This is a genomic window from Niveibacterium terrae (assembly GCF_048213115.1).
Lineage (GTDB): Bacteria > Pseudomonadota > Gammaproteobacteria > Burkholderiales > Rhodocyclaceae > Niveibacterium > Niveibacterium terrae.
The window spans coordinates 1,337,314-1,350,525 of the sequence record NZ_CP172404.1 but is presented as its reverse complement, the minus strand read 5'-3'; the positions used below and the strand labels follow the sequence as shown (position 1 = coordinate 1,350,525).

Below are 13,212 nucleotides of genomic sequence, written 5' to 3'. Positions count from 1 at the left end.
TCAGCTCCGCTGAGATGAAAGTCGCTCGCCGGCAACTGCCCGCCCGGCAAGACCGCGCGCCGGATCACCCTGGCCCAGCAGGATATAGATGAAGGCGAAATAGATCAGCACATCCACTTCGAACACATAGGGCAAAAGCATGCACGGGGCCAGAAAACTGATCAAAAGAGGCAACTGGGACGAATGGCGATATCCACATCCGGCGAGCAGAGCGACGATCAGCACATACAGCCCGCCCATCATCAGCCCCATGTCGAAGAAGACGGCGAGGAGGCTGTTCTCGACATTGTTGACGACCCCCGAAAAGATGACAGCTTTCGGACCGACAGTGCCTCGCGGATAGCCCGCGAGCCAGTACTCGTCGAACTTTTCGACCGCATCCGTGATGCTGCGTAGATGCCCGACCATCGACGGATCCTGGAATCTGAGATTCAGGATCAACCATCGCGTCACATAACCATCGCTGATCGCATCGACGATCATCCCGGAGAGGGTAGCCAGAATCAGCAGAACTGTGACAACGGCCAGGAGCCGGAACAACCGGGAAAAGCTGATACCTCCCGACTGCAGCACGAGCAGGGGCGCACCGATAAACAGCACCAGCATGGAACTGCGTGAGAAGGTCAACACGAGTCCAAGCAGCGCCAGGATCAGCGCCAGAGCGACAGTCCTCCTATCCGCTGGAGCTTGCAACAGACAGCGGATGAATACGAAGGCATTGAGCGCGAAGAACAATCCGAGATTGTTGGGACTGGCTGCGGGCAGGCCCATTCTCATCCACCGCCCTCCGGAGATGAACCAGGCGGTCGGCAGCAGATCAGGACCAAAAAGACTCGGGCGCAACGAGGGCAAGGCCAGAAGCAGAGCGTAGAGCGCTGCGGCGGAGACAAACAACAGAGCGTTCCACCAGAGCAGGACGCGCAGCAGGACTCCGGACTCGAACGCTCGCCGCTCTTCGACCAGACCAAGCAGACCGAGATAGAAGATCATCGGCAGAAGATAGAGGCGGATGTAATACAGCCCCACCGCGACGCGATCCTCGACCATCGAAGAGATGATGTAACTGAACGAAAACGCGACCAGCAGCCCGATCAGCAGGGGCCAGATCCGCGACTCGAACAACCTGAGCCGGGAAAAGCCATAGACGCCCAGCCCCAGCAGGAGCGGATCCCGAACGACAGGAACGACATTGGGCAGGCCCACGACGCCACCTGCGTTCTTGACGAAGGCCCCCACGACGGTCAGCGCCAACACCACCAGCAAGCCGAGCAACGCGCGGGGCATCAGCGATTCCACTCCGGTCGAACGCGGCCAAGCGAAGTCAGCAGCATCAGGCCGACATCACGGTATCCTGAGGCCTTTTCCCGCCAGCTCGCCAGACCCGGGCGACGGATGCAGGCGACAAGCGCAAAGGCCAGCGCACGGATCAGGAACAGGCTTCCCAGCGCCAGGGAAAGAGCGATCACGCGAAACGCCCCATAGTGCTTCCGGACGAACAACAGGTAGGAGCAAGCGCTGCGACGAAGCGCAGCCGGGCCAACCCAGCTCTTCCCCGCCCCTTCGAAATGGGTCACCCGCGCTTGAGGTGAATACACCACGCGCAATCCGAACTGGCGGATTCTCAGGCACAGGTCCACATCTTCGCAGTACATGAAGAAACGCGTATCAAAGCCCTCAAGCCTGCGCCAGACATCGGCGCGAATCGCAAAACAGGCACCCGAGACCCATTGGCAATCGCGCTTGGCCTGCCGGTACACGGACGGGTCGGTCTCCTGCCGACGAAACAGGCTGGGCATGCGATGAAAGCGTTCCAGCCCCAGCCAGGACAGGAAGATCCTGATCGGGGTGTGATCGAAACCGATAGAGAACTGCTGGCGCCCATCACCATAGAGCAGGCGGCACCCTGCAATCCCCACAGTGGGATCGTCGAGAAGATCGATCAGACCATCGAGGCGGCTCTCGACCCGTGTGTCATTGTTGATAAAAAGGAGCTTCTCGGCGCGTGCGTGAAGCGCCCCAAGGTTATTCCCTCCAGTGAAGCCGAGATTCTCCGGGGATTCCAGATAGACGATGTCCGCGCGCTCGCGCAACCACTGCTGGCTTCCGTCGCAGGACGCATTGTCCACAACGACGATTTCAAAGCTCAGCTGTTCAAAAGCGCGCTCGATCGAGTCGATACAATCGGCAAGAAAGCCCAGACCATTGTAGTTGACCACGATGACCGAAACGCGCGGAGCGGGGTCACCGGAAACCTGCGGATCGTGTCCGGCCCCGGGCTGCGAGGCGACCGGCTTCATCGCTTGCCCCCGGCGAACATCCGGCGCTGCTCAGGCGACAGCGAATCAAAAAGGCTTTTGACGAACTCCTGCTGAACCCGATAGGCAAGATCCGGATTGCCATCTATCGAAGAGACCCGAAACAAAAGCCCATCCGGGATTTGCCCATGCAGTCCGTAAGTCAGCCGTGCGATTCCCTGTTCGACATTTCCCCGAACAACTTTCTCTCCAATGCGAACCCAGTAGGTCACAGGCTCTTTCCGGGCTCCCAGTTCGGTCTGCAACCTCATGACGGGAAGAGCTTGGCCAGCGGCGCCGAGCCAGGCCTTCTGAAGCTTGCCGATCCTGAATCCCTGAGCCGCGTAGCAGACTTCAGGCCTGTGAACCTGCAACTCCCGTGTCTGGTCGCCACCATAGGCGATCGACAGCATCACGCGGTATCCATCGGCACGAACATAGGCCCTGGTAAGCGTCTGACTGTACAGAACGGACAGCTCACGGGAAACGCTGACGCTGGGAATTGCCTCGATGCGCTGATCTAGACGCCACGCTCCAAATGAGCGGGGAATGATTTTCTCTATTGAGCCGAGGGGCTGATGATCGGCCAGATGATCGCGAGGCGTCAGACCGAATGCAAGGGCCGCGGAACACAGCATCACGAGACAGGCAAGCAGAGCCCTTTTCAGTTCAACGCTCATGGCACCCCGGACAAGTCTATTCGGCATCGGCGGATGAATTGAGCGAGGGGCGGCGCGAACAACTCAGCCTGAGCAGAGAGTCCACTCCGACGATCAGCAGCAGCGCGCTGATAAACAGCACCATGCCGGCAAAGCCGTGCAGAAACCCCTGCCCTGCCTCGTCGCCAAAGTGATAGGTAACCAGAGTCAGCACGATGACCCGGATCACGTTCGCACAGAAGCTGATCGGCACGATCAGGATCGCCAGCGCGGTGTTGCGAAAGAGGGAGCTGTGCCGGACCAGGTTCAGGTAGAGCAGGCCCAGCGATTCAAGCGTGAAGAGCGTGTGCAGCCCCGCACAGGCATCGGCAACCAGCAGCTGATAGGGGCCGATCTGCAGCATCACGCCGGTGCGCGCGATCGGGTAGTCCAGCGCAAACAGCACCTGCTCGGCGACGTGGGAGACCGCGAGCTTCATCGGTTGGGTCAAGGCATCGACGAGGGCTCCGGGCAGCGGAATCATGAAGAGCATGAAGAACAGCGCAAACCAGATCGTCCGGAGTTGCCGAACGCCACCGAACAGCAGGACAAGCCCCGCCAGAGTGGGAATCAGCGAACCGACCTCAAAGATCAGAATGTCCTGGGAGCGGCCCAGCACATAGCAGAGCGCGCCCGATGCGATCAGTGGCCAGGCGATGGCCGGGCAAGGACGAAGGGCATCCGGCTTCGAAACCTCCGGCCAGGCGCGGTAGAGCAGCCACACGGAGATACCGAGCACGATCGGGCCATGCCCCTGCTCAGACGAACTCCACAGGCCACGGAACAGATCGAAAAAGCTCGGCCCGTACATGACCAGCAAACCGCCGAGCACGATCAGCCAGGGCAGACAGGACTGGCGCGTGGGAGCGTTCGCGGCGGTGGTCATCGATGGACGGGCTCAGAAGTTGTTGAGGACGGCGCCGACGAGTTTGACGCTCGAAGCGGCAAGACTTCCCTTCAGGGCCAGCAAGGCCGGAGCGGGAGTGAAATCCTGGCGAGCCAACAGCAGGGCCGCCCCCGAACGCGCGGCTACGATGGACGAATCCGCCGATGATGCGGCTGACGGCGTATCGATGATGATCACATCGAAACTTTTGCCTGCCTCGTCCAGCAGCCTGGAAAACTGGGCCCGAGCGAGCAGTTCCTGAGGATTGGGCGGCACGGCGCCGGCCGGCAGCACCGACAAACCCACCAGGGACGGAATACGGACTATCGCTTCTGAGCCGGCCCGTCCGGACAGAAGACTGGAAAGACCTGATGAGCGCGGGTCGAGCTTGAACAGCTCGTGCTGTCGGGGACGCCTCAGGTCGGCGTCGATCAGCAGCGTCCTCTCGCCCAATTGGGAAAACACGACCGCGAGGTTCGCGGCAATGAACGAACGCCCTTCTCCCTTCTCGGCACTGACAACGGCGAGCGAGCGCGTCAGCGCATCGCCAATTCCGCGCACCATCAGCTGGCTGCGCAGCGCGCGCAACTGCTCGACGATCGCCGAGGAGGGCTTGAAGGCCGCGATCAGCTCTTCGCTGACCGATTCGTCCCCGGCGTGCAGAACGGGGTATTCGAACTGACGGTTCAGCGCGAAATCGATGTCGGCCTGTTTGAGCAGACCCAGCGCGATCGCCGCGTCTCCGAAGCGCAGTCCGTGCGCCTTCTGCTCGCGCAGGATCTTTTCCGCCCCCTCGGCGCTCAGACGACCGGCATCGATCAGGATCGCGCCGATCGCGCGATCCCGGCCCGGTGCCGCAATCGACTCGGTAACGCGCTGCGAACTGGTTTCCATAGACTTGCTTTCAAAAAGACCTTCCCCTCCGCGCGGAAAGGAAGGGGAAGGAGCCTGCCCCTCCGAGCACTCAGCGCGTCAGAATCGCGAGCACCGGCACGCCGAGTGCGTCGGTCAGATCTTCAGCGGAGCGAATCCGGCGGTTATTCATCTCCAGCACCAGCGCCGTCGCGATGCCGAGCAGGGATCCGAGGAAGACCGCGAGCACAGTGTTGAGCAGAAGCTTGGGACTCGCATGCTTGACCGGCGGTTCGGCCGCGGTCAATACGCTGACATTGGTCTGCTGGGTCTGGCTTTCCAGGCGGGTCTGGGAGAGGCGCTGACCGACCATGTCGTAGGCTTTCTGCGCATTCTCGACATCCTTCTGCAGCACAGAGATCTGATCGTGCAGCGCTTTCGACGCCAGCACGCGCTGCTTTTGGGCGTCGACCGCGGCGCGGATCTCCGCTTCGCGCTGCGAGCTCGCAACGCTGGAGCTGCCGACCGAGCTGGCGATCTGGCGCATCTCCGAACTGAGCTTGGACTTGAGCATCTCCAGCTCGCCCTGAGTGCGCAGGTACTGGGGGTGATTGACACCGAGCTGGCCGCTCATCTCCTTGAGCTTTGCTTCCTGGCGAACGACGTCGGCACGCAGAGCCTGGATCACCGGATTCGCGAGCACGTCAGCCGAAGTCTCCATGTTGCCGGCCGCCTGGCGCTGGCGCGACGACGAATCGGCTCGCTGCGCCTGAGCGATGGCGAGCTGGGTCGAGAGTTCGGTCAGCCGTGCGGTCTCGATATCGAAATGGTCATCGTTGCCGACGATGCCCTTTTCGCGCTGAAAGGCCGAAAGCTTCTGCTGGGCAGCTTCGAGCTGATTGCGCAGCTGCTGGGTTCGTGCGCCGAACCACGACGCATATTCCCTCGCCGGATCGACCTTGAGTTCAAGATCGGTCTCGATATAGGCCTTCGCGAAGGCGTTCGCGACCGTCGCCGCGAACTTGGGGTCGAGTCCGGTGTAGTTGATCGTGATCACGCTCGATTCTTTTGACGGCTTCACATCGAGCTTCTTCTGCAGAGCGTCGGCGAAGTAAGTAACCGGATTGCCTTCGCCATCGGCCTCGGTCCGCCACTGTTCAAGTGCGCCCGGATCCTTGTCCAGCCCAAGCATCCTGACGACTTTCTGGGCGACCCGATCGCTGGTGATCACGTCGACCTGGGTTGCCATATAGCCGGGCAGCATCTGGGACTGCATGAAGGCACCGTAGATCGGGTCGCTCGACTTGACATCGACGAGCACGGTCGTCGTCGCAAGGTACTGCTTGGGCAGCACCAGGCTCAGCGTCACGGCGACCACGACGACCCCCGAGAAAACCGAGAGGATAACCTTCCAGCGCGCCTTGAGAATCAGGAGGAATTGTTGAAAGCTCATCGTGCTGTTCTCAAAAGAGGCTTTCCCTGACACTGATGACATCGTCGGGGAGAATTCTGTCGTCGAGCCCGGCATCGATGACCTGGATCTTGCCGTCGCCGCCGCGACGGCTGATACGCAAGCCGCGCTGGGTTCCCTTGGGCGTCAGCCCACCACCGGTCGCGAGCGCCTGCCTGACGGTCATGTCACGCTCGACGCGAAACACTCCCGGGCGCTGGACTTCACCATAGATGTAGAACATCGGCGCCCTATGCACATAGAGCGTGTCCCCTCCCCTGAGCACGAGGTTGTCCCCCGCGTCCGCCTTCAGGAACATCGAAGCGATATCGATCTCGCGGTGCATGACCTTGCCGTCCCGAACCCCCGAGAACACGACGACATCGGAACCGGTTACCGCAATCCCGCCAGCCTGGGCCAGCATGTCGGTGAGCCGGGTATCGGCGGTTTCGAGCGGATAGCGTCCCGGATGATTGACCTGGCCCAGCACGGAGATCTGGTTGCCGCGAATCTGCTGCAGCAACAGCGACACCTGGGGCTTCACGACAAAGCCTCCGTCCTTCAGGAGCTGGGCAATCTTGCGTTCTGCGGCGGAAAGGCTCAGCCCTCCGATCGCGACATCGCCGATCAGCGGATACGAGATCACTCCGTTTTCCGAAACGCGGGTCTCCAGCGACAGATCGGGATTCTGGAAGACGGTGACCCGGACCACATCGCCCGGCCCCAGCGGGTATTCGGACAGCCTGTCGGCTGCCGACGCTCCCCCTATGAACAAAGCGAAGAGAAGGAAGATCAGGCTCTTTTTCATCGAAATCATCATTGTCTTGCGTCCATCGGACATTCGAACGGCCGGAGCATGCCCCGGCCGTGCTCCGGCTCGGCATAAGTCACGCCATCACTTCAAGCCCTTGACGCCCTTCGCAAAACCCGATTCCGCAGACCTGCGCCCCACGGCTGAAGCAGCCATAGTCGGCATCCTCTTTGCAAATTCCCCAACGTATTCGATTTTAGCCGAAGCCTTCAGGCGTTTGAGCTCGGCCTCGGCCGCCTCGGTGCGCAGCAGGTTGCCCAGGAACTGCTCGATCATTGGACGGGCTCGCGCGATATCGACCGGCTCGGAGCGGGTCGCGACCCGCAGCACGACGGCCAGAGCCTGGGGTGTGTCCAGCACCTTGATCTCGCCATCGCTCATCGCGTAGAAACGCGCCAGCGATTCGAGCGGAATCTGTTCCGCCGGCTTGACCGCGGCATTCGCGGCATGACGGATCTTCATCTCCTTGAGCCAGGCAACAAGGTCTTCAAGATTCTTGCTCTTCTCGAGTTGGGCCGAAACCTTCTCGGCAACTCCAGGCTCTTTGGCGATCAGCACTTCGCGCATGCTGTAGATGCGCCGATCCGAGAAGAGTTCGGGATGCTGTGTGTAATAGCGCTTCACCTCCTCGTCGCCCGGTTTTCCCGAAGCGCCCGGAAGACGGGCCAGATAGGCGCGGGCCAGAACTTCACGGCGGGCTTCTTCGATCGCCTGCATTACGGCAGGATCCCGGTCGAGCTTCTTTTCCCTGGCCTGCTGAACCAACAGCTCCTGATCGACCAGGCGATTCAGCACCTGGACGCTCGCTTCCTTGCCCTGATCGGCCGAGGTGATGTTCGCATTCTGCAGTGCGAAATTGATCTGATGAACCGTAATCTCGCCCGCATTGACCTTCGCGGCGAGCTGGGTGCCGCCCTCTTTGGCCTTGTTGCAGGCGCAAAGAGTCAGAGAGAGGCAAAAGCACAGGGCAAGACGAGGCACAGAAGGAAGAGGTGTTTTCATCGGAGAAGGAAAGCGGTTCGCAGGGCCGGGAACGCGGCACCCGGCACAGTGTATAGCGAGGCGGGGGCGGAGGAAACGCGCAGAACCCGCGATGCATCGAATCATCGCGGGATGGAGGATGGGAAGCTCAGTCCCGGCGCGCGCGGCGCATCGCGATCGTGCCAATCATGCCCAGACCGGCCAGCATCATCGCCCACTCTCCGGGTTCGGGAACCGCGGGGACGGTTGGCGTCACGACGACGGTCGGCGTCGTCGCGATCTTGACCGTGTAGCTCTGTGCGGTGATTGTCCCCAGCCCCGACGACGAAAGCGCCAGAGAGGAAGAGATGTTCAAAGTCGATGCGCTCGCAAAACTCGTCGAAGCCAGATCGTAGGTCTTGCTCAAGGACCAGCTGGATCCGGAGAAAAAGCTCGACTTGCTGGTCGTCTGCGTGTCGGACAGCGTGCTCAGGCCGCTCGATTTGATCGAACTCGTCAGCGTCGCTGAGGTCGTCGAGAGGATGCCCGAGTAGGTCCCCGCGGCACTGACCAGCAGGCTGCTGAAGGAATAGCCGGAATCGAGCGTGAGCTTGAACTTCTCGGACTCGGAGGCGCGGGAGAACCACCCTGCCGACAGATCGTTGAAGACGATTGAGCTGCCATCAGCCGACAGCGACAAAGCGTTGGCCGAACCGGTATAGGTAAGCGTAAAGCCATTGCCATCGAGCGTGTTGGTCTTTGCGGACACCAGGCCCGCACAGAGCAGCGCGGCAGCAAACACCGCGAACTTGATTGCAAACTTATTCAAAGGGGAAACTCCTCAAAATGATCCGGACAGTCTTCCCTGTCCCTGCCTCGCCCGCTGCTTCAGCCCTGAAGCCTTGGTCGAGGGCTCGGAAGCGAGCCTAGCAGACAAAAAACATTCCGAACACATAAAGCCTGCCAAACCGACGACATGTCACAGATTGACACATTCCGGCCGGCAAGCCCTCCCCGAAAACAGCAGGGAGGTGGTGACGGGTGCGGGAGGATACCGCAGAAGCGCACGCCGAACAATGCCAAAAGAATACCCTTTTGTCATTTTTGCAGCAAGAGACAGAATTTAACAAAAAGAGCGGATATCCACCGGCGGAGCTACGACAATCGGGCACATGCGTTCAGGCTCAGAAAAGCAGCTGCACATTGACGGTGCCCGAATGATCCAGGTAGTTGCGCAGAGCACGATTGGACTCGCGCTTGGCACCACACCAGGAGGCGGAAAGAGAAGCCCAGCGCGAGGGCGCATAGGACACAAACAGCCGCGCGGAGCGCGTCTGGTCGCGTCTGGCCTCTCCGGCCGCGCCTGCTCCGAACAGGATCTCCTGCACATTGCCGAGGTAGTCGCGCTGCGCCCACTCGAGCGCCGCACCCAAGCGCGTTTTGCTGCTCAGCTCCCAGCCCGGTTCAAACCGGAGTCCTTTGCTGACGACCGCATCGAACTCGTTGTCTCCGGCAGCCCCCATGTCCCGGTAGATCGTCGTGTTCAGCCCCAGCGAACCGCTGGCTTGCCAGATATGTACGAGGCGGAAGCTCGCTCCCGAGAAATTCCGATAATCGAGATTCTGGTTTCTGCGCCTCAGATAGCCGGCATGGCCAACCAACCGGCTCGCGCCGCTCGCTGCCCACTGCACGCGAAAATCGGCCAGCTGTTCACGATATTGCGTGTCGAACAGCGCGTTCAGACTCCGTTCCGGATAGCGCGTATGCGCAGAGTGCAGAACCACGTCAAACTGATTGCCATAAGATGTGGCATAACGAAACCCAGCTTCGAAGCTGTTGGCATCGACATCGCTTACCGCGTCGATCGCGTTGCTGTTGCGCGACTGACTCCCTCCCCCCGCCGCGATCAGATGCCAGTCGCCCGCGAAGGGCAGGTCGAAATTTCCGTTCAAGCTGTCGCGCCGAACGAGATTGCGGCGCGGAGTTCCGAGATCGGCGAAGCTCGCAAGCGTCTGCGAGCGTTTCCAGTCGATTCCGGAACGCAGTCGAAGAGGAAACTCCCCACTCCAGCCTGCGGACAAATCCTGTGTGTCATAATCGAGATAGCTGGACTTGCTGAATTTGACGCTTCCGACATTCAAGTCGGCATAGAGGCGCTGCCGGCTGAGCGTGGTTTCGGCAGAGAGGAGCGCAAAAGCGCTCGTCGCACGATCGGATCTCACCGCGTCGGGAGTCGACGAATCCGCCCGAAAAAGATTCGAATCGCTCATCCAGCTCACACCTGCGCCGAGGCGAAGCGGATCATTGTTCTCGGCCGACGCCCAGGCTGGCACGAGAATGGCAACGAGGTAGCAAGCCTTCGACAGGGGGGTTTTGCCTGTTTTTTTCATTGTTTCGCCAGAAAATGCCTGATGCCTATTCATCATGCCAGCGGCAAATCAGAATTGCACGATGAACACGCCTGACAAGACACCTTCGCTTGGACGACAAAACGCGCAGCGCATCCCGCTGAGCAATGTGGTCACGCTCGCCGGAGCCGTGGAAACCCTGCTCGACCCACTGGTCATCGTTGCGGGGCTTCTGGTCTCAAGCTTCGCCGTCGACGCGACGCTGAGCCCTGGGTACGAAGTGCTGGCATTGATCGCGTTCTCGCTGAGTTTTCCTGGCAACGCGCGGCTGAAAGACTCCGCACTGACGATCTTCGGCAAGGCCCTGAGCAACACGCTGCTGCTCGCCGGTTTCCTGCTGCTCTTCGGCTACGCCAGCGGCTATCTCGAGTACTTCCCCGAGGAACTTGTCCTCGCCTGGTTCGTATCGATGCCTTTCGCGCTGTTCGGCTGCCACATGCTCGCGCGCTGGATGATTCCCGGAGTATTGAAGCTCTGCGGCGCGGAGTCGACCGCGGTGATCTGCGGCGTCAACGACATAGGCGATCATCTCGCCAAGCTGTTCATCAAGGATCGCCACCTAGGCATCCGCTTCCTCGGCTATTTCGACGACAGGAAACGCGAGCGGCTGATTCAGCTCGGCAACAACCCGCTGCTCGGCACGATCACGAACATGGCCGAGTACGTCAAGAACCGCAACATAGACCGGATCTATCTGGCGCTGCCGATGGCCACCCAGCCGCGCATCCTGGCCCTGCTCGACGGGCTCAAAGACACGACGGCCTCGGTCTACTTCGTTCCGGACATCTTCGTAACCGACATGATTCAGGGGCGCAGCGAATCGGTGGGTGGCATCCCGGTCGTCGCGGTCTGCGACACGCCCTTCGCCGGCTTCAGTGGCATCGTCAAACGCGCCGAGGACATCGTCATCTCGGCGCTGATCCTCGCACTGATCTCGCCGATTCTGCTGGCGGTCGCGCTCGGCGTGAAGCTCAGTTCGCCCGGCCCCGTCATCTTCCGCCAGCGCCGCTACGGCCTCGACGGCAAGGAGATTCTCGTCTACAAGTTCCGTTCGATGACGGTGACCGAGGACGGCACGAAAGTCACCCAAGCCACCCGCGACGACAAGCGGATCACGCCTTTCGGCGCCTTCATCCGCCGCACTTCGCTCGACGAGCTGCCCCAGTTCATCAACGTGATCCAGGGCAGGATGAGCATTGTCGGGCCCCGCCCGCACGCGGTCGCCCACAACGAACTCTACCGCAGCCTGATCAAGGGCTACATGGTGCGCCACAAGGTCAGACCCGGCATCACGGGCTGGGCCCAGGTGAACGGCTACCGGGGAGAGACCGACACGGTCGAGAAGATGGAGATGCGGATCAACTACGACCTCGAGTACCTGCGCAACTGGTCGCTGCTGATGGATCTGAAGATCATCGCCCGCACCGTACTCGTATTCGTGAACGACAAGGCGGCTTACTGAGCCCCGCACGCAGCGAGCGATGCAGCGAAGGGATTGGCGCCGACCGGCCGTGACCGCGCTGGCGCTTTTTTCCAATTCAGCGCACGCCCCCGCGCGCAGAATGCGCCAGGTATCGGGTCGAAAGGAGCGGGCACGCTCCACCGACCTCCCCGCAAGCACATCAGGAGATTGCGATGTACGTCGTTCTGCTCACCTATACCCAGCCACTGTCCGCCATCGAAGAAGCGCTCCTCCCCCACCGCGAGTATCTGGCCAGGCACTTCGCAACTGACACCTTCCTTCTCGCCGGCCCCCAGCAGCCGCGCAAAGGCGGCGTGATCCTTGTCCGCGCGTCGAGCCGCGCCGAGGTCGAAGCGCTGATCGCCGAGGATCCCTTCCATCAGAAGGGCCTGGCCGAATATCAGATCATCGAGTTCGTCGCCCGCGCGACCAGCCCCGCTCTGGCCGCTTTCGCCGAAGGGGCTTAAATCCGACTCCACCGGCCCCCCCCTCAGGGAGAGGGCCGGCCCGCGTTGAAACTTTAGCCGCAGAGCTTGCCCAACGCGGTCGAATCGCTGACCAGAGGATTCCCCTCGCCCTGCAAGCTCAGGATCCGCGCGTTGCGCGTCTTCTCCCACGGATCGACAGGATAGGTTTTAGCCCACGCACACCAGAGCTGCTTGTCCTGGCGGCTCATCGAGAGTCCATAGCGCGAATACATGTAGAGGCTGATCCGGGCAGCCCGTCCGCGCACTTCTTCGCGCGGCTGAAAACGCTTGTTCTTGAAGTCGGGAACGCTCGCGCACTGGCCATAGACGTGTTCGGGCGTGCGCGTCCAGGCGCCATAGCTCATGTTGCTGCGATCACCGTTCACTTCGCCAACCGCCGGGACCAGATTGTTCAGATCGCCTTCCATCTGATCGAAGGCGGCATCCTTGCCGCTGCAGTTCTTGCGCCCCCCCTGCTGCCAGCACTGCTGCTGCAAGCCCAGGTGGGCGGCGGGGACGACGTGCTCCCATTCGATCCGGCTCGCCCGGTTCTCGTTCTTCCGCGCGACATAGCCGCAAGAGGCGAGATCGACATCCTTGCCCGTATAGCGGCAACCGCAATAGAAGTCCTCCTCGATGCCAGCGAAGACGCGGGGCAGGACTTTCTTCGCCGACGCAAAATCGCGGTGGCCGACACCGTTCTTGCCCCGGATCAACTGGGTGGCCGGCCCTTCGCGGTGGACCGCGGCGTGGGCAGGCGCGAGCGTAGCCCCCCCTCTTTCATCGAGACATCCACCGAGGATCAGGGCCAAAGAGAGCAGAACGATTGCGCGCACGTCGGCATCCACAACAGCAAAAACTCCAGAAGCTACTCAGATTGGCGAAATCTGACAAGACTTCTCGGAAAACATCAAAACAACAGTG

At 61.1% G+C, this 13,212-nt stretch carries 13 protein-coding genes; 2 read left to right on the top strand and 11 right to left on the bottom strand.

The window, feature by feature from the left end:
* The 10 genes from ACHFB9_RS06080 to epsL all read right to left on the bottom strand — a co-directional run bounded on the left by ACHFB9_RS06080 (position 1) and on the right by epsL (position 10,341).
* Complete coding sequence (locus ACHFB9_RS06080) at positions 1 to 1,284, bottom strand: hypothetical protein (RefSeq protein WP_417070248.1); 1,284 nt, start codon at positions 1,282 to 1,284, stop codon at positions 1 to 3.
* Complete coding sequence (locus ACHFB9_RS06075) at positions 1,284 to 2,297, bottom strand: glycosyltransferase family 2 protein (protein ID WP_417070247.1); 1,014 nt, start codon at positions 2,295 to 2,297, stop codon at positions 1,284 to 1,286. The genes ACHFB9_RS06080 and ACHFB9_RS06075 overlap by 1 nt, the downstream gene beginning before the upstream one ends.
* A complete protein-coding gene (gene epsI, locus ACHFB9_RS06070; RefSeq protein WP_417070245.1) occupies positions 2,294 to 2,974 on the bottom strand; it encodes an exosortase-associated protein EpsI, B-type in 681 nt (226 codons plus the stop codon). The genes ACHFB9_RS06075 and epsI overlap by 4 nt, the downstream gene beginning before the upstream one ends.
* Before the next feature lie 16 nt (positions 2,975 to 2,990).
* Positions 2,991 to 3,878, bottom strand: coding sequence for an exosortase B (xrtB, locus tag ACHFB9_RS06065; RefSeq protein ID WP_417070243.1), 888 nt, complete (start codon positions 3,876 to 3,878; stop codon positions 2,991 to 2,993).
* A gap of 12 nt (positions 3,879 to 3,890) precedes the next feature.
* The gene (gene epsG, locus ACHFB9_RS06060; RefSeq protein ID WP_417070241.1) at positions 3,891 to 4,772 is read right to left on the bottom strand and encodes a chain length determinant protein tyrosine kinase EpsG; all 882 of its coding nucleotides are present in this window, start codon (positions 4,770 to 4,772) and stop codon (positions 3,891 to 3,893) included.
* A gap of 70 nt (positions 4,773 to 4,842) precedes the next feature.
* Positions 4,843 to 6,183 carry a chain length determinant protein EpsF gene (gene epsF, locus ACHFB9_RS06055; RefSeq protein WP_417070239.1) on the bottom strand — a complete coding sequence of 447 codons (1,341 nt, stop codon included), beginning with the start codon at positions 6,181 to 6,183 and terminating at the stop codon, positions 4,843 to 4,845.
* A gap of 10 nt (positions 6,184 to 6,193) precedes the next feature.
* Complete coding sequence (gene epsE, locus ACHFB9_RS06050) at positions 6,194 to 6,988, bottom strand: polysaccharide export protein EpsE (protein WP_417070237.1); 795 nt, start codon at positions 6,986 to 6,988, stop codon at positions 6,194 to 6,196.
* A gap of 87 nt (positions 6,989 to 7,075) precedes the next feature.
* Positions 7,076 to 7,972, bottom strand: coding sequence for an EpsD family peptidyl-prolyl cis-trans isomerase (locus ACHFB9_RS06045; protein WP_417070236.1), 897 nt, complete (start codon positions 7,970 to 7,972; stop codon positions 7,076 to 7,078).
* A 148-nt stretch (positions 7,973 to 8,120) separates the two neighbouring features.
* Entirely contained in the window at positions 8,121 to 8,780 is a 660-nt protein-coding gene (locus ACHFB9_RS06040; protein WP_417070234.1) for a PEP-CTERM sorting domain-containing protein, read from the bottom strand.
* Between the two features lie 355 nt (positions 8,781 to 9,135).
* Complete coding sequence (gene epsL / locus ACHFB9_RS06035; RefSeq protein ID WP_417070232.1) at positions 9,136 to 10,341, bottom strand: XrtB/PEP-CTERM-associated polysaccharide biosynthesis outer membrane protein EpsL; 1,206 nt, start codon at positions 10,339 to 10,341, stop codon at positions 9,136 to 9,138.
* A gap of 61 nt (positions 10,342 to 10,402) precedes the next feature.
* Here epsL and ACHFB9_RS06030 point away from each other — a divergent pair, with 61 nt between their 5' ends.
* Both ACHFB9_RS06030 and ACHFB9_RS06025 read left to right on the top strand, forming a co-directional pair.
* Positions 10,403 to 11,821, top strand: coding sequence for an undecaprenyl-phosphate glucose phosphotransferase (locus ACHFB9_RS06030; RefSeq protein WP_417070230.1), 1,419 nt, complete (start codon positions 10,403 to 10,405; stop codon positions 11,819 to 11,821).
* A 173-nt stretch (positions 11,822 to 11,994) separates the two neighbouring features.
* On the top strand, positions 11,995 to 12,288 hold the full coding sequence (locus ACHFB9_RS06025) for a YciI family protein (protein ID WP_417070228.1): 294 nt from the start codon (positions 11,995 to 11,997) through the stop codon (positions 12,286 to 12,288).
* A 53-nt stretch (positions 12,289 to 12,341) separates the two neighbouring features.
* Here ACHFB9_RS06025 and ACHFB9_RS06020 read toward each other — a convergent pair whose 3' ends face one another.
* Complete coding sequence (locus ACHFB9_RS06020) at positions 12,342 to 13,124, bottom strand: endonuclease (RefSeq protein ID WP_417070226.1); 783 nt, start codon at positions 13,122 to 13,124, stop codon at positions 12,342 to 12,344.
* Between the last annotated feature and the right edge of the window lie 88 nt (positions 13,125 to 13,212).